Here is a 25015-nt window from a genome sequence, read left to right on the forward strand (position 1 = left end):
CGATGACCTGCTGGGTTGTACTCGGACTGCCGGAAGATGCCGACAAGCGCAGTATCAAGCGCCAATATGCAAGCTTGCTCAAGCAGCTTCGCCCGGACGAAGATCCAGTGGGTTTCCAGCGCCTGCGCGAAGCTTACGAACAGGCATTGGAATGGGCCGACTGGCAGCCGGAAGTCGTAGTCGACGAAGATCAGCCCACCCCTGCCAAGCTGCCCCTCGTGGATTTTCCGGCCCCGCAGTCAGCGCCGACAACGCCTCCACCGAGCCAGCGCGTGGCGACGCAGTGCCTGGAAGCGGTAAGCGCCGCCAATCTCCACGACCGTCTGGTGCAGGCGCGCCTTTATGGCTGCGAGCGTGAGTTCGAACAAGGCCTGCTGGAGCTTTGCCTGGCGCAAGAGGATAGCTACGACCTGGCTGAAGCAGCCGTTGAGCAGTTGCATTGGCTGACCCTTTGGCAACGCGAGGACTTGCCCGCCGCCGCCACCGAGCAGCTGCGCGGCAGGCTCATGGATCTGGCATGGTCTCGCCTGACTGGGGCCTGGCACGATGACCGACGCTTTCTCGATGTCGCCCGCCAGCTCGACACCAGTCCCTGGCTACAGACCCTGGACGCCCGGCAATGGCTGAACCGATGTCTGGCCATGGCGCTGCTGCAGGCGCCGCAGTGGTCGCAAACATTGTTCGATGACATTTGCGAGCAGCAAGGTTGGAAGCAGACCGGCCAGTACACACCTTGTCCCGAACCCTGGTGGAGCCAACTCCTGGCGCGCAGCCACTGCGCCATCTTCCTGGCGCAGCAGGCTCGTCTCACTCAGCTCTTCGACAGCAGCGAGTCCCAGGCCGCGCGAATGCTGTTTGGATCACACGATGAAGACGCCCGGGTGCGTTTGAGCATGACCTTCAGTGCTACGGACTGGGATGCCTGCGAGGCGCTGTATCGCACCGTTCAGCTTCGCTATCCACAACTGCTGAACGAGAGGCCACAGCTGGGGCCGGACAATTGGCGCCCGTTGCGTCGGCAGCCGCCGGTCCTGGCCGTGCCACTGGCCATACTCGGCACTTCGATCTGCATGAGCTGGCTCTTTGAATATCGGCTCGGTGGCTCGTTCTACACCAGCGTAGTCGATATGTTGCTTCGCGCCCTGTTGCTCGGTGTCGTCGGTTGGGCACTTCACGCAGTGTGCGAGAAACTGAGCCGCAAAGCCTGGCGCCTGGACCATTGGATAAATGACCATTACGGTCGCTGGCTGAGTCTGCGGCGCCCCACTCCGATGCCGATCCGCGAGATCCTCTGGGTCGGGCTGCTGGGCGGCCTCATTTACTTAGCCGGCGGTGTTGCCGGGGCGGCGACCTTCTTTGGGACGCTCGGTGTGCTGGGAGCCTTGAGCCGCCGGACGCCCTTCGATCGCGGCAAGTCTTTCCTGGCCCGACTCTATGACCAGGTGCCCGGCGACGTGCTTATTGGCCTTTTCCTGGGCATGCTCGTGCCCATGGTCTTGTTGGGGAATACCTGGGCCAAGAGCACGTATGTCAGCAAGAATGAAGGCCTCCAGGTCTGGCCACAGCGCATTTGTGCCGCCCGACAGTCCACCGCTTCGCCATGCCCTTCGGTACTGTCTGCAACCGAGTGGCAAGCTTTCAAGAAACCTCAGGCCAATCAACCATGATCAGCACCCGCGCTTTCATCACTGCAGTTGTCGTGCTACTGACGATGACTTGGCTGGTTCAGCGCCTGGCCGGGCCGTCGGACGAGGATAAGGAAAACCGCGTGCATTGGGACGAAGTTCAGGAGATAAGTACCTGCCTGGTGGACGGAGCGGAGCTATTCGAGCAGCGTTATGTCGACTACCGTGCCCGCCGGGCCTTGCCGGAGGACGAATGGATTCGCAAAATGGGTTTCGTCGGCTTCGGCATGGGGTCGGGCATCGACGCCGAGGAGTTCATCCGGCCTCAGGGTGCTCAGCCATCACCCTGCAAGCATGGGTTCAGTATTGGTGAGCCCGGCAGTCTGCAAGCCCTCGCGGCGAACTACATCAAGGCCTATGACAACCTGCGCCCGAACGCCCGGATCGCCGAACTGTGGCTGGCGAATCATCGCGATCAGCCTCAGCCTGACCAACTCGATAAGCTGGACCGCGACCTGACCCTGCATTTGCAGGACGCTCGTGACCAGGCGATACCGTTGCGCCAAGCATTGGAACAGCCGCAGCTAAAGGTGCGTGAACAACAGTTGGCGTCCATCGAAAAGCACCTGGGACAGGACCAACATTGGTACACGCTGCGCTTCATGATCCAGGCCCGTCAGACCATCAACGCCTTGGACGCCATGACTGAAGGCGCCCCGCTGACGCCGCAACAACTGCTCGCCCTGCAACATTCGCTGACGGCTCACTGGACAGACACCGAAGCCTTCGTGCAAGCCCTGCCGCGCCTGCGATCGGCTAACGGCAACCCGCCCATGTGGAGCAAAATCAGTCTGGCAGCCAAGGAATGGCTTACCGCCGTTGAGCGCCTGCAACAACACTGGGGGGCCGGGGCCGACGCCGCAGAACTGAACCAGGATCTTGCTGCCGCACGGGCCGGGTATGACGAATTGCGGATGCGTTACAACGCTGCGGTGCAGTCCCAGTATTGAAATTAATTGGATTGGAGTGGGGTCATGGTTTGCGTAGCTGTCCAGGAAGAAGTTCGAAGCCGTCTGCGCCGCGCCGAGGATGAACATGAGGTCAAGGTCCTGCTCGCCGTTGAGTCAGGCAGCCGCGCATGGGGCTTCGCATCGCCCAATAGCGACTATGACGCGCGCTTCATCTACGTCCATAAACCTGACTGGTATCTCTCGGTCGGCCTTGAGGAACAGCGCGACGTTATCGAGTACCCGATTGTCGACGACATGGACATCAATGGCTGGGATCTGCGCAAGGCATTGAGGCTGTTCTGGAAGTCGAATCCAGGGTTTGTCGAGTGGGTGCAATCCACCATCGTCTACGAGCATTGCGGCTCCTTCCACGAACGTGCCAAAGCGTTGCTACCGCAGGTGTACTCGGTTGAAAGCGGCATCTACCATTATCGCAGCATGGCGAAAACCAATTTCCGTGGGTATTTGCAGGCACCGGAAGTACCGCTGAAGAAGTATTTCTACGTGCTGCGACCCTTGCTCTCCGTACGGTGGCTGGAGCGGTTCGATACACCGGCCCCCATCGAGTTCGACACGTTGCGCCAAGTCATCGACGGCGAACCAGAACTGCATCGGGCGATCGATGACTTGCTTGCGATCAAGCGCGCCTCACCAGAAATGGGGCTTTCACCGCAAATCATGCCTATTCAGACATTCGTCGAGCGTGAACTGCATCGGCTTGAAGCCATCAAGCCGACCCGCAGCGAACGTAAGGAAGTCGAGCCGCTGCTGTCGGAATTGTTTCGCTCGGTCCTGAAGGAAACGTGGAAATAGTCCAAGGCACAGGTTTTAGGCTGGTCTGGCTTACGAGGAATGCATCATGGAGTTCGTAGTTCATAGCTATTGCCTGAAAGGCGCACGCCAGGAGCCTTTGCTGCCCCCTGTCACCCTGACTCCGACCTCGTTGACCTTGACGGTCGCCGAGTTGATTCGCCTGGCCGTTGCCGAGCAGATCGCCGCATTGTTGGCTCAGCACTCTCTGCAACAAGCGTCGGTGCGTGAAGTGCTCGACCGCCAATACCTGAGCGAGCGGGACATTCTTCAACAAGCCAGCGAAGGTGCGGTAGCCATGCCTCACGCCAGCGAGTCTCTGGACTTGGATTTGGATGTTGGCGTTGAAGCCGAGCGAGCCTTGAAGGGTTTTGAAACCCGTGCGTTTCGCATTCTGCATAACGGCGTCATGCTCCAGAGGCTCGATGAGTCGATTGAATTGGGCGCGCCATCCACGCTCGCGTTTATCCGCCTGCTGCCACTGATTGGCGGTTGATCCTCGTCGCTCGCTCCCTCGGATACCCACATGCAATCACGCCGTCCTCTGCCCGAACAAGCCACGCGCCTCGCTGCATTGCGAGTATTCTGCGACAGAGCGCTGGATGAGTATCCCGAGCTCAGCCCCTATGACCAATTCGCACCCGGTTTCTGGGACGGCATCGACGTTCTGCGCATCGCCGAGGACTGGGTCAGGCAGCATCCCGAGGATGGACCCGAAGCGCTGGCTGACGGTTTTGTGTTCCCGACCGTTTGGGACGACCTGGAGGACCTTCGCGATCAGCAACGCTACGGCCTGCAATATCGAATCTGCGATGCCTGGATCACCGCCCACCCGGACACCTATGCGCTAGAGCAGATTGGCGCGCGGCTGCAGCACATGCTGCAATTTGCCCTCGAAGACAGTGACTACCCATTACCCACTGACGAAGATGACCCCGCCTATTACCGCAGAAGCCCGGACCAGGCCTGGGCCTTGCCTGACGTTCAAGCCTGTATCCATCGCTTGAGCAACTACCCGTCCACCCCAACCTGGCAGACCTTCGCCGGATGGTTGCTGGATGGCAGCTGGAATCGCGAGCAGCCCCCTTCAGCGCCTGGGGAAGAACAACGAAAAATCGCTGACGCCTATATCTATGTGCACCAGGAAATCAAGCGCATCGCCTTGGGCTTGGTGGAAGCAGGCTGCCTCGATTACCCCCGCTTCGTCCGGGGGGCCAACACCTGGGGCAGCGCCATGATGTTCTACGGAGGCGACGCCGGGTTGGACAGCGATGATGTGGACCCGGATCGGTACACCCACGAAGCATTCGGTGAGGAGGACTCAAGCGATGAGGGTCCCGAAGACGAGGACGTCGATGATGAGTCGTTCCAGAATGATGATGTCCTCGATGAGGCACCCACACCCGTGCACCCCGAACTGGCAAGCTTGACCGTTCGTTATGTCGAGGAAGCCTTGGCTGGGTTGCCCGATAACGCCGCGAAGCTGGCTGACACCTTCCGTTCGGTAGAGGTGTATGACACCCGATGGATGCTGCAGGCCCTGGCGGTCATCGAACGATTGGGCGCGACGCCCGATGGCTTTTTCGACCGTTTCGGCGATACGGCCGCGGTGCTCGAACGTTTCCTGCTCCTTCAGGAGTTGCCCGAGGACCAATCGGCAGCACTGCTCGCCGCGCTGACCGGCTTTTCCAGAAATACCCTGCTGACCGCCCTGCCCTATGCAGGACATGCCAGCCGCGTGGTGCTCGACGCGCTCGGTTGGAGTGATCTGCAAGCCTTTCAGCGCGAGTATTTGAGCATTGCCCTGGCACCTCGGTCCGGATGGGGTACCGACCTGCCCAATACGCTTGATGAAACGGTGGGCGTGGTGGACCGCTACCTGCTGGACAAGGCGCTGGCCGAGGCGGACCCGGAGCATTTGCGCGACTACCTCGTGGCACTCGAGCATTCGCACTGGGCGTTTCCCGAGACGCGTGTACTGCTCGACGCGTACCGAGGCATCGGTCGACTGGCCTTGGAAAAGAAACTGGCCCGCCATGCACAGCCGGCCATGCGCATCTATGGCGTGCTGCCCGTCATGGATTCGGATGATGTACGCCAGCGCTATCTGACGCTGAAAAAACTGCACAAAGAGGTGCGTAAATACGGCGCTCAACGACAGGCCAACTCCCACGCAGCGGTGCAGGCGGGATTGGAAAACCTGGCGCGTGTCGCGGGTTACCCCTCGGCGATTCGCCTGGAATGGGCCATGGAATCGGAGATCGCCGAATCCGCCCTGACGGCTGCCACCATCGATGGCTATGACGTCACGATCGTCATCGACGGCTTGTCGCCGGCATTGCACATCTGCAAAGCCGCAAAGCCCCTCAAGACCGCACCGCCTGCGATTCGCAAACACGCAGACTTCATCGCCCTCAAAACGCAGCAGACCCAGCTCAAGGAACAGATCGCACGCTTCTGCAGAACCCTGGAAACAATGATGAGCAGCGGCGAAACCCTGGCGTTGGCGGAGCTGAAGCCGCTGCTGAAAATGCCTGCGGTTCGCCTGCTGCTCGAACAGCTTATCGTGCAGGTCGACGACGCCGCGTTGGGTTGGCTCGATGCCGCAACGCTGACCGTGACTGACCTCGAAGGCCGGCGACACGTGGCCGAGAAGCACCTGCGTATTGCTCACCCTTTTCACCTGTTCACGGCAGGACAACTGTCGGCCTGGCAGAAAGAAGTCGTGACCCATCGCCGCGTGCAGCCATTCAAACAAGCCTTTCGCGAGTTGTACCTGCTGACACCGGCTGAGCGAGAGACCGCTCTGTGGTCCAACCGATTTGCCGGCCACCGCCTCAAAGGCAAAGTAGCCGCACGGTTGCTGCAGGTCCGCAATTGGTCGACCTCAAGCGTCGAGGACATCTATTACGAGAGCAAAGAGCATGGCATTTACGCCCTGTTCAACTTTCTCGATACCGGCCACTACCTCTCCGAAACGGAACACTTCACCTTCGACACGATTGCGTTCCACCGCGACCAGAAAGCCATCCCGCTTGAGCAAGTACCGCCGCTGCTGTTCTCGGAAGTCATGCGCGATGCCGACTTGCTGGTCTCCGTGGCCTACGCTGCGGACAGCTACGCCACCAGCAACGAAACCTTGCAACGACGCGCCGAACTGGTCGGCGAATTGATCCAGGGGCTCGGGTTGCAAAACGTCAAATGTGAAGGGCATTTCCTGCACGTCACCGGCCAGCGCGCCAGCTACCGCATTCATTTGGGCAGCGCAGCCATCCATATCGAACCCGGCAACTACCTGTGCATCGTGCCCGTTGTCGCCAGTGCCGAGGCGTTCTACCTGCCGTTCGCCGACACCGACCGAAAAATGGCCGAGGTGCTGAGCAAGATGTTCCTGTTGCTGGACGATATGGACATCACTGACAGCCAGATACTGGAGCAGATACAGCGCGGCGGTTGATGCTGGTCTTCGGCATTACGGCAGTAAACATCAAACCGCCGCAGCCGCAACCATTCTGGAACGCCAGGCGAAAGCCAGCACCATCAGCAACCCCAGCCCCGCCATCGCCGCTCCAGCCAGGGAAATCGCCGGATAGCCCAAGCCCGCGTTGATCACCGCGCCGCCCAGCGCCGCGCCAATCGCATTGCCCAAGTTGAAGGCGCCAATGTTCACGGCCGAGGCCAGATTAGGTGCGTCCTTGGCGGCTTCCATCACGCGCATCTGCAAGGGCGGTACCAAGGCAAAACTGGCGATGCCCCAGATCAGGATGGCGATGGCCGCCGGGAGCGGCCAGCGCATCAGTGCGGTGAACGCCAGCAGGACGAGAATCAGCACGCCCAGCGAAACGATCAGGGTGCGGTCTATCGAGCGATCCGCGGCCTTGCCGCCCCACATGTTGCCCAGCGTCAGTCCGACGCCGAACAGCACCAGCATCGCCGTGATGAAAGTGGCGGAGGCATGGGTCTCGTTGCTCAGGATCGGGGCGATATACGTGAAGACAGTGAACATCGCACCTGAGCCGACCACGGTCAGGGCCAACGCGCCCAACACCGGGCCGCGCCCCAGTACCCGAATTTCGGCCAGCACGCCGATGCTTTGCGGCGCCGGCACGTTGGGCAAGGCGAACCACAGCGCCGCCATCGCCACCACGCCCAGGCCGGTAATTCCCCAGAATGCCGTGCGCCAGCCGAACAGTTCACCAAACCAGGCAGCCAACGGCACACCGCCGATCGTCGCCAAGGTCAGGCCCATGAACATCGCCGCGACCGCCCCGGCGCGTTTCTGCGGGGCGACCACGCTGGCCGCGACGATGGAGCCGACGCCAAAGAACGCACCGTGGTTCAGTGAAGTCACGACCCTGGCGGCCATCAGGCTGTAGTAATCGGTGGCCAGCGCTGACATCAGGTTTCCCAGGGTGAAAATCGCCATGAGTCCGATCAGCAGATAGCGCCGGGGAATCCTGCCGGTGGTCAGGGTCATCAGTGGCGCGCCGAGCAGTACGCCCAAGGCGTAGGCACTGACCAGCAGGCCTGCGGCGGGAATGGAAACGCCGAGATCTGCAGCGATCCCCGGCAACATGCCCATTGGGGCGAACTCGGTTACGCCGATGCCAAAGGCACCCATGGCGAGTGCAACAAGGGGTGGATTGATACGCATAGGAAGGCTCCTCATCTATGCTGCAAATGCTACGATGCGACCTTCTATGGCGGTAGATAGCCTTTCTTGCAAACACCTTTGCGTGTGGAGCACAAATGGACGTCAACGGCAGATCAGGTGAAATGGTTGTGTTCGCCGCGGTGGCGCAGGAAGGCAGCTTGTCGGCTGCCGCGCGTGCTTTGGGGCTGACACCCTCGGCGATCAGCCGGATCATCGCGCGAACCGAACTACGGCTGGGCACCCGCCTGCTGTTGCGCACCACACGAGCGATCACTTTCACCGCCGAGGGCGAGGCTTACCTGCGCGGCGCCCGCCGTATCCTGGCCGACATGGCCGAGGTCGAAGAAGCCGTCGCCGACCAAGGCGTACCCAAGGGCCGTTTGCGGGTCAGCGCCGCCCTCGGCCATGGTCGACAGACGATCGTGCCCTTGGTGGCCGCCTTCAGCGCCCGCTACCCGAACATCGTCGTCGACCTCACCCTCGGCGACGAAGTGGTCGACATTCTCGGCGGCCAGGCCGACGTGGCGGTGCGTTTCGGCCATCTGCCCGACAGCCCGCTGACCGCGCGCCGGATCGGCGACACCGGCCAAGTGGTGGTGGCTTCGCCCGAGTATCTGGAGCGCCACGGCACACCCCTGGAACCGGAAGATCTGCTGCGCCACAACTGCCTGCGCTTCAATTTTCGTCGTGCCGAACCCAACTGGCCGTTCATCCGCGATGGCAAAGCGTTTTCCCTGAAGGTCAGCGGCAACATCGAATGCAGCAGCGGCGAGGCGTTGGCACAACTGGCACGACTCGGCGCTGGCATCGCCCGTATCGGCGAGTTCACCGTAGCCAAGGATCTGCAACGCGGCGGCCTGGTGCCACTGTTGGATACCTGGAACCCCGGAGACCGGGAGCCGATACATGCAGTTTTCGTTGGGGGTTCGGCGATGCCGGCGCGGGTGCGGGTGTTTGTAGACTTTCTGCTGGAACATCATCGGATGTGAACAGCAGCTCTCCATCACAGCCATCAGGACGTATTCCGCAGGAAACGATCGAGCACATTTTTTGTGATCATCACGGTGTAAATATCTGCCTGCATGAGCCCATGTACCCATTCGCACGTGGCGGCAGTAAATACCTCACCTCGGCCTTTGTGGAAATGCACCACCATGCCTGCCCCGCGGCTGTGCCGGTGGACGCTGGCCTCGCTAAGGTCGGGCGCCAGGATGGAAGCACGAAACCGGGCATCGCCATCGCCTAGCATGAACGAATAGGCATCCTCGGATCGGCCATGCTCGGCATTGGTCGCCCAGCCCATGGCGAGGATTTGCAATCCGGCGGGCGCACCGTCCGTGCCGAGCGGTTCCGGGAGACCGTCGACAAATGTGTACTCCAGGCCATCCACCTCATAGCCAAAGATATTAGCTTCGTCCCCGAACATATCCGCGTAGCCCAGCCCCGTGCCCACAAACGCCCAGTGCCGGGGCCTGAAGACCGTGTACCCGCGAGGGCTGCGTGGTGCCATCCCCCCAAATGCGCCATATATTCCTCGCAAGGCGTTCACCCCAAACGTCCGTGCCCCTGGGTGATCCACCCTAGGATCTTCCCAGGCACCGGATAGCCGATGAAGGTCGGTAGCCGCCACGGGATCAAGGTCGCCGGCATCGTATTTGTAGGCCACCTGTTTCTGGCCCTCCTCCTCCAAGCGAATCTGCCACATGAAGTTGCCGGCGAAGCGCGCAACCTTGCCGCCCCCTTCGACGAAGACATCGACGTGGTCGCGCATTTCCCGCGTCCAGTATTCGTCGTGTCCTATGAAGACGGCGCAGCTATAACCCTCAAGCGCCTGCGGATCCTGATGCAAATCGTCCTGGGTCAGGATGTCGACCGTATAGCCTTGCTGTTCGGCCCAGACCACAAAGGGTCTTTCGTAGGAGGCCCACCCCGCCAGCGCGTAGTACTTGGCGTAGCCGTTAAGAGATGCCCATTCGATGAACTCGTAGCGCGCCGGCCCGGGCTTGCGTTGCCGGGTAGCGTTGACAGAACGTGGCGCATCCTCGGGCAGCCAGACTTGCCCCCGCGCCCAGGGGCGTTGTGCCGAGAGCAATGGCGCGCGGCCCCTCGGCGTTCCGGGGTGGAGACCGAAGTAGTGATTGGCGCCGCCCCAGTCGTTGTAAGCAGCCCACGTCGATGTCGCCGCGACGAGCACCAAAGCGTCGGCACGCTTGCGCGCCGCCTTGATGATGAACAGGTGATGCCCGAGTACGCTGTCAGCACTATCGCGTACTTCCACTACATAGCCACCCGGGTCCGCATCACCCGGGATTGACCATTGCACGAAGACCGGCCATTGGCATCCCTGCTCGTAGGCACGTTCGGGCAACGGGTGGAAGCAAGCATCGAGGCTGTCGGTTTCGTGCAGCGTGCGAGCAACGGCTCCATCACGATAGATCCTGAGTCTCACTTGCGCTCGGTTCGAGGACAGATGCAGGCGCACCGAGTCACCCGGGCTATAGGAGCGGCGATCCGAGTAGCACCAAGCGGCCGCCGGGCCCGACTCGGAAGGGACTTCGACCCAGATCTCGCGCGCGGCCTGACGAGGCCCTGACGTCTGGCTGGCGGTCACGTTCGCGCCCGGTCGCTCACCTCGTGCTGCGGCATTCTTGAGGTCTGTTGAATTCATTGAATCGCACTCCTTGGATCCGCTGATCCGGCGGGTCTACATGCCAATTGATTAGTCCTGAGACAGCGCCACCGGCCGTGAGCCGGCAGCGGTTCGAGCACCGGGCGCCTCGATGTGCGCAAGATCGATGCCCGCCGTTTCGTCGATAAGAAAACCCGCCAGGACGGTAACCAGACCCAACCCCATGACGTAGCAGATGTACAAATAGCCAAGGTCGACGCCGCTGAGATAATTGTGCAAATAGGGCGCGGTGCCGCCAAAGAGCGCCACCGAAACCGACGACACCAACCCAACGCCCTGCGCCCGCGCCTGGGTCGGCACCTGCTCGGACAGCACTGCGGGAAAAATCGCCGCAATCAACGACCAGGCTCCCAACCCCACGACCTGGGCCAGGAACAGCGTGTAGGGTTCAACGGTCACCATTATCGAAATGGGATAGGTCAGCAGGATCACGCCCAGGCCCCAGGCGATGACCATGGGCCTGCGGCCGAAACGATCGGACAACATTCCGCAGACTGGCAACCAGCACACACAAAGGATTTGCGCGAAGAGACTGGCCACATAAGCACCCGTGGCGTCCATGCCCCGGGCAATGGCCGTCGAAGCACCGAAGGTGACCCACGCGTAGTAGGTGACATTGGCAGCCGCTGCAAGCATGACGATGTTGCGCGCCACTCGCAGCATCTCCCCCCTGGATAACTTGCGCGGCGGCCGAGCCTGCCCCTGCTGCTCCACGAACACGTGAGACTCCTGCGCACTGCGGCGCAAAAACAGCGCATAGATGCCGAGCAGCCCACCGATGGCGAAGCCAATCCGCCAGCCGTAGTCGGCCATGGCCTGCGCGCCCAATAGCCAGGTCAGTACCGCCGCCATGGCCGTCGCTGCCATCACCCCTAGCGTCACCCCGACATAGACCGAACTGGACCATAAGCCACGGTGCTTGCTTGGGGCGATCTCGGCGACATAGGTGTAGGAAACCCCGGTCTCGCCGCCATGGGCGAGCCCCTGCATAAGCCGGAAGAACAGCAGCGCGACCGAGGCATACAGGCCAATGCTTTCGTAGCTGGGGATGATCGCGATACCAAGGCTGCTGATCGCCAGCAGCAACATCGTGATGACCATGATGGCCCGGCGTCCCAATCGGTCGCTCAGGCGCCCAAACAGCCATCCGCCGATAGGACGCGCGACAAAACCCACCGCGAACACGGCGAGAGTCGCGAGCATTGCCGAGCGGGCATCAATCTTGTCGAATAGATTGCTGGCCAGGTACACCGAAAAGGTTGCGTACAGCGTCCAGTCGAACCACTCCAGCGCATTGCCTATACCTGCCGCGCGCAAAGATTTGAGGCGTCCTTGGTGAGACGTCGTATTGTTCATGTCTTATCTCCGGATTACGGATGGAATCGAGGCGGCTGCGAAGCCGGATCAGAGATGCAGCGCGGGCCTGGGCCGGGCATTGCCATGGGCGGAAGGAACCCGGACCCGCAACGCAATCAGCAACGCGGCCAGCAGCATCAGCACCGCCGCCGCCACGAATACGCCGACGCTGCCACCGAGGCTGAACATCGCACCGCCAGCGGCGGCGCCCGTTGCGATGGCCGACTGGACAGATGCCACCACCATGCCCCCGGCGCTTTCCGCCTGATCGGGTACCGCGCTGGCGACCCAGTTCGACCATGCCACCGGCACACCACCAAAGGCCAAACCCCAGATCGCCAGCAGCACCGCCTGCCCCGGCACCGAGGCGGGCAACAGAACCAACGCCAGTGCTGCAACGCCCACCAACGTCGGCATCAACACCAGGGTGGCCAGTGGACGGCGCTCAAGCAGCCATCCCGCCAACAACGTGCCGCCAAAGTTCGCCACACCGAAACCCAGCAGCATCAGTGACAACCCTTGCGGGTCGATGCCAGTGGTCCCTTCGAGGAACGGTCGGACATAAGTGAACATCGCGAAGTGGCCGCTGTGCACCAGCACACAACCGAACATGCCCATGGCGATGCCCGGGCGCTGCAGCACTTCCAGTACGGTGCGCAGGCGTGCCGGCCTGCGCGGCGCAAGGCGCGGCAGCGTGAACGACTGGAAAACCAGGGTCACCACGCCGACTGCCGCCGCTGCAAAGAACGCGCTACGCCAGCCGTATAGCCCACCCAGGTAGCTGCCCAGAGGGACCGCAACCACCGTCCCGACGGCAATGCCGCTGAAAATGATAGAGAGCGCCCGGGGCAACAAAGCCCCCGGCACCAAGCGCATCGCCACCGCTGCCGCCATGCTCCAGAACCCGCCAAGGGCGATACCCAGCAAGATACGCATGACCAGCAGCACCGCGAGACTGGAGGAAACGGCGACCAGCAGATTGGAGGCGATCATCAATGTGGAAAAACCCAGCAGCACCCAACGGCGGTCGATACCGCGAGTCAGGCCTGGCACCAGCAGGCCAGCGAACAGTGCGATCACTGCAGTCACCGTTACCGCCTGGCCAGCCAACGCTTCGGACACCCCCAGGTCGGTCGCCATTGGCGTCAACAGGCTGGCCGGAAGGTACTCGGCGGTGAGTAATCCAAACACGCCCATTGCCAACGAAAACACGGCCATCCACGCGGGTGTGGCGGGTTCTACATCCGGCCCGGCGCCGAGATGGCTGTCGGATACGGCATTACAAACACAGTCAGTCATTGCACAGATCTCCCAATCCTCATTGCGATCCGCAGTCTAGGCGGGCGAATCTGGATGATCTATGATCGAAAACCTCCATTTTTTGACTGAAACACCTGAATCATGCCTACCGATCAGTTTGCCCTCTCCTCGGATCTCATCAATGAACTGTTGCGCGGCATGCGCCTGCGTGGCGTCGAATACCGGCGTATTCAAACCGGCCCAGCTTTTGGCCTGGGTTTCGCTGCCAAACCCGGGCATGCCTGGTTCCACTTTCTGGCAGTTGGCAATGCGGTGCTACGAATGGAAGACGGGGCCACCTATGCGCTGTCTGCCGGAAACGCAGTGTTCATCTCCCATGGCGCGGCCCATCAATTGCTTTCCCATACGGATGTGCCTGTTCAGGACATCGACCATCTGGACGGCGCCCCCCTCGGTGAAACCGTGAGCGCGGTGGATACCGGAACCGATGCCAGGCCGACGCCGACCACCCTTTTGTTCAGCGGCTGCATGGAGTTTGAACTGGGCAGCATCCATGGCCTTGGCAAGCTGATGCCGGGCCTGATGCTGATCGACGCCGGCGGCCAGCGCTACCCCGGACTGGTGCCTATCCTGACCACCATGGAACGCGAGGTCAGCGCCGCACGTATCGGCTTCGCGGGCATACTTGCGCGATTAGCCGACGTGGTGGCCGCCATGGTCGTTCGCGGTTGGGTGGAGTGCGCCTGCGGCAATGCCTCTGGTCTGGTCGCTGCATTGCGCGATCCACGCTTGGCCAATGCACTCCTCGCGCTCCATCAACAACCGGGGCGCGACTGGACCGTTGCGCAGCTGGCGGAACAATGCAACACCTCTCGCTCAGCCTTCGCTGACCGCTTCCAAATGACGATTGGCATGGCCCCGTTGCGCTACGTGACCGAACTGCGGATGCGGTTGGCGAGCCAGTGGCTGACGCTCGAAAGGCTGCCTATTGAAGAGGTGGCGCAGCGCTTGGGCTATACCTCCCAGGCCGCTTTCAGTCGCGCGTTCAAGCGCATTACGGGCAAGACGCCTGGATTGAGTCGTCAGTCGGGGCAGTCCGCTGCTCCTTGACGACGAGAGGGAATCGTGGAGGAACCGTAGGGTGTCCGCGTTGGGCTTTACCCAGATGGGAAATGATGATCGGAATGCAGGCTGTTGACCCGACTGTCCGCCAATTTGAACACCACACGCTGGGGATGGTTGATCGAGACCAGGTATTCCACCGGCTGCCCTTGGCGGTCAAAAATCACACCTCGGTAGACCAGCGCGGCCGTCCCGGGCTCGACGTCGAGCAAGCGGGCCTCCTGGTCGCTCATCGTGGCGATGCTCAGTGTGCCCTCGTCACTTTCCATTTCGATCTGGTAGCGCGATAACAGCAACGCATACAACGAGGCCCCCTCGATCAGGTCTCCCGCCACGAGGTCCGGTGCGCGGGCTGCAGGGATGTAGCTGGTCTCTATGCAGAATGGCTTTTGATCCACCGTGCGCAGTCGCCTGATGGTCAGCAAGAGGTCGCCTTCCTGGATCTTCAGCAGTTTCGCCACGCGGGCATTGGCCTGGGTTTGTTCGAAGTAGAGCAATTTACTGCCCGGCCTGGCCCCCGCTTGTTCGACCACTTCGGCGATGCCTTTGCGCGCGACGGTATTGAGTGGCCGCTCGACGCCCGGACCGGTCACGAAGGTGCCGCGGTTGCCACGGCGCTCCAGGACCCCGCGATCGATCAGCGTTTGCAAGGCCTTTCGCAGCGTCATCCGGCTGATGCCCAGGTGCTCGGCCAGGTCCCGTTCCGCCGGTATCCGCTCACTCGGCCCGAACTCCGGGCGCTCCAGCATTTCCAGCAGGGCCTGGACGGCCTGCCAGGCCACCTGCTTGCGTTCGGGCGCCAGCAGGGCCACGTCGGAGGATTTGGAAGGACTAACTTTCATGGTCTACATCCTGGATTTATTTTTCTGTGCAACGGCGTACCAACAGTACCCACTGAAACCATCGCAAACCCGCCAGCTTGATAATCAGACCCAATAAACGGTCCATTGCCTACCTTGAAAACTGCGGTGACGGTGCATTAGACCACGGAGGAAAAATCTTGTAATGGTATTTTTCGTGGTATAGCTTTTGGTCTACATGGTGATCATGAACCGCAACATGAACACCGCAACAAAGCCCCCAGGAGCTCACATGGCGATCCAGTTCAACCGGGAAGCATTCACCACTTCCTTGCAGCAATCCGTGCAAATCGTCGACGACGCGCAGCAGTTCGGCCAGGAACTGGCGACGCGAATCGACCGCATCTACTTCGTCAGCTGCGGTGCGCCCAACCGCATCATGCTCGGCTTGCAGTACTGGCTGGAGCGCTACAGCCACACACTGGAAGTACGCCGTTATTTCCCCGCCGATTTCATGGACATCGATCCGCCGCGCTTGGATGAACGCACCTTGGTGGTCCTCGCCTCCAAGTCCGGGACGACCCAGGAAACCATCGCCGCCGCGCGTTTTCTGCAGGACAAGCCCTGCCTCACCGTCGGCGTGACGCAAACCGCCGAGCTGCCGTTGGCCCAGGCTGTTCAACATTGCTTTTTGCTGGGACGTACCGATGAGGCGTACTTCGGTTGCTTCATGATCCTCCAGGCACTGGTCGGCGGGATCCTGGCCAAGCGTGAAGGCTGGCCGCTGCTGGACAAGCTCACTCGCTCGCTCAAGGCCCTGCCGCAGGCCCTCGCCGACGCTGCGATCAATAACGACCGGCGCGCCACCGAAGAGGCGCGCCTGTATAAGGATGATCGCGTGATGTACTTCCTCGCGTCGGGCCCGATGTTCACCACCGCCTATGTATTCGGAGTCTGCGTGGTGATGGAAAGCCAGTGGTTGCATTGCCTGCCGGTGGAGGCTGCCGAGTTTTTCCACGGCCCGTTCGAAGCCATCGACGCCAGCACCCCGCTGCTCCTGCTGGTGGGCGAAGACCCCAGCCGGGCACAGATGGAACGTGTGGTGCGCTTCTGCCAGCGATACACCGAACGCGTCATGGTCTATGACGCCAAGGATTTCCCCATGGAAGGCATCGACCCGGAGATCCGCGCCATTGTCGCGCCCTACATCGTCGGTATCGCCGTGGAACGTATTGCCGCTCATCTCGCGGTCTGGCACCAGCAGCCGCTGACGACGCGCCGCTACATGTGGAAAACGGAGTACTGAGCATGGCCAGCCTGATCGCGGTCGGCGACAACACTGTGGATGTTTACCTGGACCGGAACATCGAGTACCCCGGTGGCAACGCACTCAACGTGTCGGTGTTTGCCGCCCGGCTGGGGGCTCGCAGCGCCTATCTGGGCTGCGTTGGTCATGACCGGCACGGCCAGTACCTGCTCGATTGCCTACAACAGGAAGCGGTCGATGCATCCCGCTGCAGAACGCTGGCAGGGGCCAACGGCTGGGCTTGTGTCGACAGCATCGACGGCGAACGGGTGTTTCTCGGCAGCGATCCGGGCGTCTGTCGCCAACTGCGACTCGGTGCCGACGACTTGGACTATCTCGCGCAATTCCCGCTGGCCCATGGCAGCCTCTATAGCGGTCTTGAGAACCAACTGGCGCAGATTCGCCAGGCCAGTGGCTACCTGTCATTCGACTTCTCGGACAACTGGGTCGAGTTCGATTGGCAAGCGTTGATCCAGCACGTCGATATCGCTTTTTTCTCGGCGGCCCACCTGTCGCCCAGCGAAGCCCGTGAGCTGGCGGACTCGATGCGGGCGCTGGGTCCGGCAACGGTGGTCATCACCCGTGGCGCCCAGGGAGCGCTCGCAGTCGACGCACGGGGCGTGCATGAACAGGCGGCGCGGCCCTGCGCGTTCGTCGACAGCATGGGTGCCGGCGACGGCTTTATCGCCGCGTTCCTGCTGGCATGGCAAGCGCGGCACAACCTTGCCGAGTGTCTTGCACGGGGCGTCGACTATGCCGGCCAGGTGTGCGGCTGGGCCGGTGGCTTTGGCCATGGACAGGCTGTGGACGACCAACGCGCTCGACAACTGAAAAACGCCTTGGAGATTCAAGGCTGATGCGTGCTGCCCGGGCCCCGTCCCGGGACAGTTCTACCAACCTGTCGTGGATACCCTGTCGATGAAAAAATGTCTGATCGGTTTGATGCTCGTGGCCAGCCCGCTGATGACCTGGGGCGCCAGCGAAGAGCTGCGTTTCGGGGTCGACCCCACCTACCCGCCCTTCGAGTCCAAGCGACCGGATGGCTCGCTGACAGGCTTCGATATCGAACTGGGCGAAAGCCTGTGCAGCGAGTTGCAACGTCGTTGCGTCTGGGTCGAAAACGCCTTTGACGGCATGATCTCGGCCCTTAAAGGCAGGAAGTTCGACGGCATACTTTCTGCGCTCTCGATCACTGAAGCACGCAAAGCCGAAATCGCCTTCTCCGACACCCTGTACGACACGCCGGCACGCCTGGTGGCCCCACAAGGCAGCCAACTGCAACCGACGGCCGAATCCTTGCGCGGCAAGCGCATCGGCGTGCAGCAAGGCAGCGTATTCGAAGCCTATGCAAAACGGATGTGGGGCCTCAAAGGCGTGGAAGTGGTGCCGTATCAAAGCAGTGACTTGACCTATTCGGACTTGATCAACGGTCGCCTGGACGCGGCGTTCGACGATGCCATCGCCGTTTCCGAAGGCCTGCTGAAGAAGCCTATCGGCAAAGGTTTCGACTATGCCGGCGAGGTGGTCAAGTCACCGGAGATCTTCGGTCCGGGCACTGGCATCGGATTGCGTAAAAGCGATACCGCCCTCGCTGGGGAAATCAATCAGGCGCTCGAACGGATCCACCGTAACGGCACCTATGAGCGCATCGCCAGGAAATACTTCGACTTCGACATCTCGCCGAAATAATCCATCCGTGCGGAGCCCGAAAGCATGTTTCTCGAAGGGTACGGTTATCTGATTTTCCAGGGCGCGTGGCTGACCGTCCAGGTCGCCACCTGGGCCGCCTGCGTCGCCATCGTGCTTGGCCTGCTCGGCGCCTTGGCGAAACTCTCGCCGGTGGCGCCGCTGCGGCTGGTCGCGACGGTCTACACCACGCTGGTGCGCAGCGTGCCGGACCTGGTCCTGATGCTGTTGATCTATTACAGCGCACAAATCGGAATCAACCAGATAGCCCAGGCGTTCGGCCGGGAATCGTTGCAGTTGAATCCCTATGGCACCGCGATCGGTACGTTGGGATTCATCTACGGTGCCTACTGCGCCGAAACCTTTCGCGGCGCCTTCAGGGCCATTCCGTTTGGCCAACTGGAAGCCGCGCGGGCATATGGCATGAGCCATTGGCAAGTGCTGCGGCGGATCCGCCTGCCGCAAATGATGCGGTTCGCCTTGCCCGGCATCGGCAACATCTGGCAGGTGCTGTTGAAAAGTGCCGGCCTGATCTCGCTGCTGGGCCTCAATGACATGGTCCAGGTCGCCAAGCAAGCGGGCAACGCAACCTCGCGGCAGATGTTTTTCTATCTGGTGATCGCGGCGATCTTCCTCGCCTTTGCGATCCTCTCCAGCCTGGCCCTCAAACACCTTGAACGACGCTACAGCCTCGAACCGCAGCGGAGCGTGTGATGATCGAGATACTGAAAGAGTTCGGGCCGAACTTCCTGTGGTCCGACGGTTACCGCTGGAGTGGCTTATCCGTCACCTTATGGCTGTTGGTGACGTCGGCCATTATCGGCCTGGCCGCAGCAATACCCCTAGCGCTGGTTCGCACCTACGGCAATCGCTGGCTGGCGTTGCCTGTCCAGCTCTACATCTTGGTATTTCGTGGCACGCCGCTGTTCGTGCAGCTGCTGATCATCTACAGCGGCCTGGCCAGCCTGAGCCTGATCAGGGAGTCGCCGAGCCTGTGGTGGTTCTTTCGCGACGGCATGCATTGCGTGATCCTGGCGCTGGCCTTGAACACCTGCGCCTACACCGTCGAGATTCTGGCCGGCGTGCTGCGCACCACCCCACGCGGTGAAATCGAGGCGGCGCTGGCCCTGGGCATGACCCGCCGCCAATTGTTCGTCCTGGTACTGATCCCGAGCATGCTGCGCCGGGCACTGCCGGCCTACAGCAACGAAGTGATCTTCGTCCTGCACGCCACGGCCATTGCCTTTACCGCCACCGTTCCCGACATTCTTAAAATCGCTGCCGATGTGAACGCCGCCACTTTCAAGACCTTCCAGGCCTATGGCATTGCCGCCCTGCTCTACATGCTGTTGGCGTGCGCGCTGGTGGGTGTATTTCGATTGGCCGAGCGCCGGTTGTTGGCTTATCAGCGTTGAACAGTTTGGGGGCTGGCTTCCGTCCCGGGCATCACCTACGGAGCATTCTCAGGCGCCCCCGCGTTCATCTTCAAACTTTCAGGGCTGCCTGCGCACAGGCCATCCATCACCAGGTCCATCAATCTGTCGAGACGAGTACGCCATTGGCTCTGGGAATCGATTTGCCATATGCCGGCCGTGGCCAGGAAAAAGTCGTCGTGGGTGACGCCGCTGCGAATGGTCCCGGCCTCCTCATTAGCCCTCAGCAGTAGCTCGGCTGCCGCCTGGACTGGCGCGTATCCAGATTTCCCTGGGAATTCGTAGGCAGAAGCGGCCTGTCGTATCGCAGTCGCAAGCCCGGCCTTGGTCATTGCATATTCAGCGAGGCAGCTCATCCATTCTCGGAGCGCCTCTTTCGGTGGTTTTGTCGCGAGCAGTTGTTCGGCCAACGCGGCCACCTGCTGCATTTCGAATTGATAAACCTCGAACACCAGGCTTTCCCGGGTAGCGAAGTGTCGATAGAACGTGCCCTGTCCTACCCCGGCTTTCTTCGCGATCGTACTCAGCGGCACTGCTGGATCGATCGTCAGTTCCACCACCGCGACCTCCAGTATTCGCTCCCGGTTTTTCTTGGCGTCGGCACGCATTGCCGATTCGTCATTCCTAGGCAAGATTTTTCCTTCGCGCATTGCAAAGCGGACAATTGTCCGGTAGATTTTTTACATAAGCGGACACGTGTCCACTTATGACCTTCACTGGAGTCTACTATGAACGGCACTGGCAATACGATTCTCGTTACTGGCGGCACCTCCGGCATAGGCCTTGGCCTGGCACTCAGGCTTCACAAGGCGGGCAACAAAATCATCATCGCGGGACGTCGCCAGGCTCTGCTCGACCAGATCGTGGCCGAACATCCAGGTATTGACTCCGTCCTGCTGGACGTCTGCGACCCACAATCGATCCAGCGCAACAGCGAAGCGCTCGCGACCCGCCACCCGAACCTGAACGTTCTGATCAATAACGCTGGCATCATGCATTGGGAGGATCTGACTGATTCCGAATACCTGGGCACAGCCGAAGATACCGTGACGACGAACCTGCTTGGCACGATTCGCATGGTGTATGCGTTCATTCCCCAACTGCTCAAGCAACCCAGCGCAACGATCGTGAATGTCAGCTCGGCCTTGGCGTTCGTGCCGCTGCCTGCAACACCGACCTACAGCGCAACCAAAGCGGCCGTCCACTCTTTCACCCAGAGCCTTCGTGTCCAGCTGGAAGCTTCGCCAATCGAAGTCATCGAGCTTGCGCCACCGGGCGTGCGCACCACCTTGCTCGGGCAGGAAAATGACGAACATGCCATGCCCCTGGACGAGTTCCTGGATGAACTCTTCGAGCTGCTTGAGACCTCTCCGACCCCGCGAGAACTGATCGTCGAGCGCGCCAAGCCCTTGCGATTTGCTGAAGCAAGCGGTTCACATGAAGAAGTATTGAACATGCTGGCGGGGTACAAACCTCCGGCAGAATGAGACGCGTAGGAACGCTTCTGTATTCACTGCTTACCCAGCGAAGCATCGACGGGAATATCCAGGATAAACGTCGCTCCCTGCCCAACCCCATCGCTGCGCACGGTCAAGCTGCCGCCCATTTCCTGCGCGGCGAGTGCGCAGCTGTGCAGGCCGAAACCGTGGCCATCCTTGCGAGTCGTGAAGCCATGGGAAAAGAGACGCGCCATGTGCTCTGGCGCGATCCCCTTGCCGTTGTCGGCCACCGTGATACGCAATGCGGCCTCGTCAGCGAGGGATGCGCTGAACGTGAGGCATGGGCTGCGATCGATCATGCCGTCCAGCGCCTGCCTGGCATTGCGGATCAGGTTCACCAGGATCAGCAACACCCGGTGCCGGTCCAGCGGCAGCAGAGGCAGGTCGGCGATGTCCTTGACCACCGTCATCTCCTGGCGCGCCCGGGATCCAGCACTCATGCGCAAGGCATCATCGATCAACTCCGGGACCGGCACGGTCTCGACCACACTCACCGCAACGGCGTAGGACTGCTGGGCAGCGACAATGGTCTTGATGTGGTCAATGCCCTTGGTCAGTTGCCCGAGTTCTTCGATGATGCTTTGTTGCTCTTCCGCCACGACTTGCGCCAGCTTGAGCAGGTAATCGGGCAGCATCTTTCCCTTGTGGTCGTGGGTCAGGAAATCGCTCAGGTCATGGACGTGTTCGTTCATCAGCTTAGCCACCTTGCCCAGCCCCTGCGCCTTGGACGAGCGCATCTGACTGCTGACCAACTCTGCCGATACGTTCACGCTGTTGAGCACGTTACCGACGTTGTGCAGCACCGTGGTGGCAATTTCGGCCATGCCCGCCTGGCGCGATTTCGCATGCAGCTCGGTCTGCACCTGGCTCATGCGCAGCGCCGCGCGTACGCGAGCCTGGAGCTCCAGCGGCGAGAAGGGTTTGGCGATGTAGTCATCGGCGCCACTCTCCAGCCCGGAGACACAGGCCTCGCTGCCGCCGCGAGCCGTCACCAGGATCACAGGCAGATGGGCAAAACCGGCGCTGGCCTTGATCCTGGCTGTCAGGCCAAAGCCGTCGAGGTTCGGCATCATCACGTCCGAGACGATGACATCGATGGGGCGACGCTGCAGGATTTCCCAGGCCTGTTCTCCATCCGTTGCGGTGACGACGATGTAGTCGTTGCGCAAAAGTTCGCTGAGATAGGTAAGCATTTCAGGGCTGTCGTCTACGACCAGGACTTTGGATCGCGAGGCGTATTCCGGGTGCTGTCCATCGTCTGCGCCTGGCGCCGAAGCCAAGTCGTTGCGATTACCCTGGCGGCCATCGTCGAAACGCAAGTGGCGCTGCTCGGTTGTGCTTGCGGTGTTCGCCGACGATCGCTCGTACACATCGCTGGCTTCGGCCGGCAGGGTGTTTTGTCCATCCCCTCTCGGGAGTCGAACGAAGAAGCGCGAGCCCCGCCCGGGCTCGCTGCTGACGCCGACTTCGCCGCCCATCAGTTCGGCCAGGTCCTTGACCAGGGCGAGACCGATGCCCGTACCGCTGTAATGGCGCGTGGCGGAATTGTCGATCTGGGAAAAACGCTGGAACAACAACGGTAATTTGTCCGGCGCGATACCAATGCCCGAGTCTTGCACTGCGAACTCGAACCGCTCGCCCTCCATCGGCGTCGCTGCCAGGTGCACCGTGCCGCCAGCGGGGGTGAACTTGATGGCATTGCTCACCAGGTTGAGCAGGATCTTCTCGAAGTGTCGAGGGTCCAGGAACACCGTGCCGAGCGCGGAATCGATGCTGCAGGTCAAGCTGCAGCCTTTACCCTCGGCCACCATGGCGGCATCTTCGGCCAGCACCCCAACGACCTTGTTCAAGTCAATGAGCGTTGGACACAACTCGAACTTGCCCGCTTCGGCCTTGGAAAAATCGAGGATGTCGTTCACCCGGTTCATCAAGCGCAGCGCGTTGCGTTGGGCGCGCTCGATTTGCACGCGCCAGTCGTCCGGCGGAGTGGTCGCCGCCGAGAGCTGCTCCAGGGGAGCGAGGATGAGGGTCAGGGGTGTGCGCAATTCGTGGCTGACCGTGGCAACGAAATCGCTTTTCGCCTGGTTAGCCGACTCGGCCTGGTTGCGCGCCTGGATGAGTTCGATGGCCTGCGCCTCCAGCTCCTCGGTCTGCTGGTGCAGCGTATCGGTCCGTTCGGCGACCATTCTTTCCAAAGAGGCCTGGACTTGCTGTCGTTCGGCTTCGGCCTCGGCCTCCAGCACCCGGATGCGCAGGGCGTTCTCCTGGAACACCCGTACGGCGCGGGTCATGACGCCAATTTCGTCGCCGCGTCCGGCACTGGCGATCTCGGCGTTCAGGTCGCCGGCCGCCAGCCGACGCATGACCGAGGCCAGGGCCACGATGGGTTGCGCGATAAATCGCGAGGTGCTCCAGGCAATGGCGCCGGCGAGCAGGATGGCCACGGCACCGGCCACGATCGTCGCAAGCATGCCGCGATCATTGTGGACCAACGCGTCGGCGCGCGCTTCGCCGGCAAAGCGCGCCACCAGCAAGCCGGCGCTCCGTGCCTCGTTGCGAACCTGGTCGCGTGCGCCGCCCAGGGCATTGCTCGCCTGCTGGAACCGGGCGAATGCTGCCCGGTAGCCGGCAATCTGGTCGCTGACCGTCAAGGGCGTCGCCTTCGCTTGCAGCCCGACGGACGAAGGAAGAACGCGCGCGAGACGGGAAAGTTCATCCAGGATAGCGCCGACAGAGGTGGCGATCTCCGCCGACGGTGACAGGCGAAACGATAAGGTCTGCGCCTCCAGCGTGGCGACACGCTCGGCGAAACGCTTGGACAACGCGGCTGCATTGTTCAGCAATCCGGTGGCCGCTTGAATGTCGCTCGCATCATGGGCAACACGCCCATCCACGTCACCCAGCATTGCCTCGAGGCGCTCGGCCAGGTTGCCGATGGCGGCGAGGTGCCGCAAGGCCTCGCCTCCCCGGAGCTTGGGCGCCTCGCCAAGTTTCTCTACCGTCGCACCGGTTGCGGTGATCGCCGCCACCAATTGGTCCAGGACTTCTATCTCCTGTGGCGCCCCCATCACCTCACGTAATTGTTCGACCACGGGCTGGAGTGCCGCGCAGGCATCACGCGCCGCGCCGGCGGCCGTTCCATCATCGTTCACCAGCAGCTTCGCCACATGGGTGGTGATGATCTGTTCGCCGTTGCGCAGGACATCCAGGATGCGGTGGGCGCTTTCGATGTTGCTCACCCGCGCCGTGTGCTCGGCGGCGCGAGAGTCAAGACGCTTCTGGCCATCGACGATGCCTTGCTCGACAACCGTCGCCGCCTCTCGCATCCGGCCGTAGTGGGCCGTCATGTTCTCCGTTTCGCCATCCATGGTCAGGGTCGCCGCCCGCAAGACCGTGATCGCCGCGGAGAGCCTGTCCAGCCCGCCCTTGAGCGATTTTGCCTCGGCCACCGGAATGGCAGTGAGGCTGGCGATCGCCGTTGCGACCATGCCTTCGGCCTGGGACAGGCTTTCCTGGTCGCGGGAGGCGATGAAATTTTCCACCCGCTCGGTCGCTCCGTTGACCGAGGCCAGGATCTCCGCGGAATGGCTGGCGGAATCCACGGCACGCACCATGCCCCGCAGGCCGTAGAGGTTCACCAGCGATACCGCCAGCATCAGGAATACCAGCGCGGCGACGGCCAGCCCGATCCTGACAGCAATGGGCCTGTCAGTGGCGAGTCTGAATGTCACCATCGCCCCTCGCCTCCTGATTCTCTACCCGCCA

Annotated in this window: 20 protein-coding genes and 2 pseudogenes; 13 read left to right on the forward strand and 9 right to left on the reverse strand. The window is 61.6% G+C overall.

Annotated elements, in window-relative coordinates; all coding sequences use genetic code 11:
- Positions 1 to 2: 2 nt before the first annotated feature.
- Genes KSS97_RS17410 through KSS97_RS17430 form a run of 5 tightly spaced genes read left to right on the forward strand, consistent with a single transcriptional unit; the run spans position 3 to position 6902 of the window.
- Positions 3 to 1667, forward strand: a complete 1665-nt coding sequence (locus KSS97_RS17410) for a J domain-containing protein (RefSeq protein WP_217859756.1) — start codon at positions 3 to 5, stop codon at positions 1665 to 1667.
- A complete protein-coding gene (locus KSS97_RS17415) occupies positions 1664 to 2635 on the forward strand; it encodes a DUF3829 domain-containing protein (RefSeq protein ID WP_217859757.1) in 972 nt (323 codons plus the stop codon). The genes KSS97_RS17410 and KSS97_RS17415 overlap by 4 nt, the downstream gene beginning before the upstream one ends.
- Before the next feature lie 24 nt (positions 2636 to 2659).
- On the forward strand, positions 2660 to 3448 hold the full coding sequence (locus KSS97_RS17420; protein ID WP_217859758.1) for a nucleotidyltransferase domain-containing protein: 789 nt from the start codon (positions 2660 to 2662) through the stop codon (positions 3446 to 3448).
- Positions 3449 to 3494: 46 nt separating this feature from the next.
- On the forward strand, positions 3495 to 3941 hold the full coding sequence (locus tag KSS97_RS17425; RefSeq protein ID WP_217859759.1) for a hypothetical protein: 447 nt from the start codon (positions 3495 to 3497) through the stop codon (positions 3939 to 3941).
- 30 nt (positions 3942 to 3971) lie between these two features.
- The gene (locus KSS97_RS17430; protein ID WP_217859760.1) at positions 3972 to 6902 is read left to right on the forward strand and encodes a DUF4132 domain-containing protein; all 2931 of its coding nucleotides are present in this window, start codon (positions 3972 to 3974) and stop codon (positions 6900 to 6902) included.
- Between the two features lie 30 nt (positions 6903 to 6932).
- Here KSS97_RS17430 and KSS97_RS17435 read toward each other — a convergent pair whose 3' ends face one another.
- Positions 6933 to 8099 carry an MFS transporter gene (locus KSS97_RS17435; protein ID WP_030141747.1) on the reverse strand — a complete coding sequence of 389 codons (1167 nt, stop codon included), beginning with the start codon at positions 8097 to 8099 and terminating at the stop codon, positions 6933 to 6935.
- A gap of 95 nt (positions 8100 to 8194) precedes the next feature.
- Between KSS97_RS17435 and KSS97_RS17440 the strand changes: the two genes are divergently transcribed.
- Positions 8195 to 9088, forward strand: coding sequence for a LysR substrate-binding domain-containing protein (locus tag KSS97_RS17440; protein WP_030141748.1), 894 nt, complete (start codon positions 8195 to 8197; stop codon positions 9086 to 9088).
- Between the two features lie 23 nt (positions 9089 to 9111).
- Here KSS97_RS17440 and KSS97_RS17445 read toward each other — a convergent pair whose 3' ends face one another.
- Genes KSS97_RS17445 through KSS97_RS17455 form a run of 3 tightly spaced genes read right to left on the reverse strand, consistent with a single transcriptional unit; the run spans position 9112 to position 13443 of the window.
- A complete protein-coding gene (locus tag KSS97_RS17445; protein WP_051066033.1) occupies positions 9112 to 10767 on the reverse strand; it encodes a N,N-dimethylformamidase beta subunit family domain-containing protein in 1656 nt (551 codons plus the stop codon).
- A 51-nt stretch (positions 10768 to 10818) separates the two neighbouring features.
- Positions 10819 to 12144, reverse strand: coding sequence for an MFS transporter (locus KSS97_RS17450; protein WP_030141750.1), 1326 nt, complete (start codon positions 12142 to 12144; stop codon positions 10819 to 10821).
- A gap of 48 nt (positions 12145 to 12192) precedes the next feature.
- Entirely contained in the window at positions 12193 to 13443 is a 1251-nt protein-coding gene (locus KSS97_RS17455) for an MFS transporter (protein ID WP_198795787.1), read from the reverse strand.
- Between the two features lie 102 nt (positions 13444 to 13545).
- On the opposite strand from KSS97_RS17455, the gene KSS97_RS17460 reads away from it, so the two are divergent.
- Positions 13546 to 14514: an AraC family transcriptional regulator gene (locus tag KSS97_RS17460; protein WP_217859761.1), complete on the forward strand. Its 969-nt coding sequence runs from the start codon at positions 13546 to 13548 to the stop codon at positions 14512 to 14514.
- Positions 14515 to 14561: 47 nt separating this feature from the next.
- Here KSS97_RS17460 and KSS97_RS17465 read toward each other — a convergent pair whose 3' ends face one another.
- Positions 14562 to 15368, reverse strand: a complete 807-nt coding sequence (locus KSS97_RS17465; RefSeq protein WP_198795786.1) for a GntR family transcriptional regulator — start codon at positions 15366 to 15368, stop codon at positions 14562 to 14564.
- Between the two features lie 250 nt (positions 15369 to 15618).
- Between KSS97_RS17465 and KSS97_RS17470 the strand changes: the two genes are divergently transcribed.
- The 5 genes from KSS97_RS17470 to hisM all read left to right on the forward strand — a co-directional run bounded on the left by KSS97_RS17470 (position 15619) and on the right by hisM (position 19733).
- Entirely contained in the window at positions 15619 to 16632 is a 1014-nt protein-coding gene (locus tag KSS97_RS17470) for an SIS domain-containing protein (RefSeq protein WP_030141754.1), read from the forward strand.
- Positions 16633 to 16634: 2 nt separating this feature from the next.
- Positions 16635 to 17489, forward strand: a complete 855-nt coding sequence (locus KSS97_RS17475; RefSeq protein ID WP_198795785.1) for a PfkB family carbohydrate kinase — start codon at positions 16635 to 16637, stop codon at positions 17487 to 17489.
- 61 nt (positions 17490 to 17550) lie between these two features.
- Positions 17551 to 18321 (forward strand): ABC transporter substrate-binding protein, encoded by a 771-nt coding sequence (locus tag KSS97_RS17480; RefSeq protein ID WP_198795784.1) that lies wholly within the window; start codon positions 17551 to 17553, stop codon positions 18319 to 18321.
- Positions 18322 to 18345: 24 nt separating this feature from the next.
- Positions 18346 to 19032, forward strand: a complete 687-nt coding sequence (locus KSS97_RS17485; RefSeq protein WP_030141757.1) for an ABC transporter permease — start codon at positions 18346 to 18348, stop codon at positions 19030 to 19032.
- A complete protein-coding gene (gene hisM, locus KSS97_RS17490) occupies positions 19032 to 19733 on the forward strand; it encodes a histidine ABC transporter permease HisM (RefSeq protein ID WP_217859762.1) in 702 nt (233 codons plus the stop codon). The genes KSS97_RS17485 and hisM overlap by 1 nt, the downstream gene beginning before the upstream one ends.
- A 35-nt stretch (positions 19734 to 19768) precedes the next feature.
- Here the strand turns inward: hisM and KSS97_RS17495 are convergent, their stop codons facing one another.
- Positions 19769 to 20359, reverse strand: coding sequence for a TetR/AcrR family transcriptional regulator (locus KSS97_RS17495; RefSeq protein WP_030141759.1), 591 nt, complete (start codon positions 20357 to 20359; stop codon positions 19769 to 19771).
- A 120-nt stretch (positions 20360 to 20479) separates the two neighbouring features.
- Between KSS97_RS17495 and KSS97_RS17500 the strand changes: the two genes are divergently transcribed.
- Entirely contained in the window at positions 20480 to 21238 is a 759-nt protein-coding gene (locus KSS97_RS17500; RefSeq protein ID WP_030141760.1) for an SDR family oxidoreductase, read from the forward strand.
- A gap of 23 nt (positions 21239 to 21261) precedes the next feature.
- Here KSS97_RS17500 and KSS97_RS28745 read toward each other — a convergent pair whose 3' ends face one another.
- The 3 genes and pseudogenes from KSS97_RS28745 to KSS97_RS28755 form a co-directional block, all read right to left on the reverse strand.
- Complete coding sequence (locus KSS97_RS28745; RefSeq protein WP_438269640.1) at positions 21262 to 22122, reverse strand: sensor histidine kinase; 861 nt, start codon at positions 22120 to 22122, stop codon at positions 21262 to 21264.
- Positions 22123 to 22620, reverse strand: a pseudogene (locus KSS97_RS28750) (response regulator transcription factor); the annotation flags it as partial.
- Positions 22621 to 22671: 51 nt separating this feature from the next.
- A pseudogene (locus KSS97_RS28755) lies at positions 22672 to 24984 on the reverse strand (sensor histidine kinase); the annotation flags it as partial.
- Positions 24985 to 25015 lie beyond the last annotated feature (31 nt).

Source organism: Pseudomonas alvandae, from assembly GCF_019141525.1.
In the GTDB taxonomy this organism is placed as follows: Bacteria; Pseudomonadota; Gammaproteobacteria; order Pseudomonadales; family Pseudomonadaceae; genus Aquipseudomonas; species Aquipseudomonas alvandae.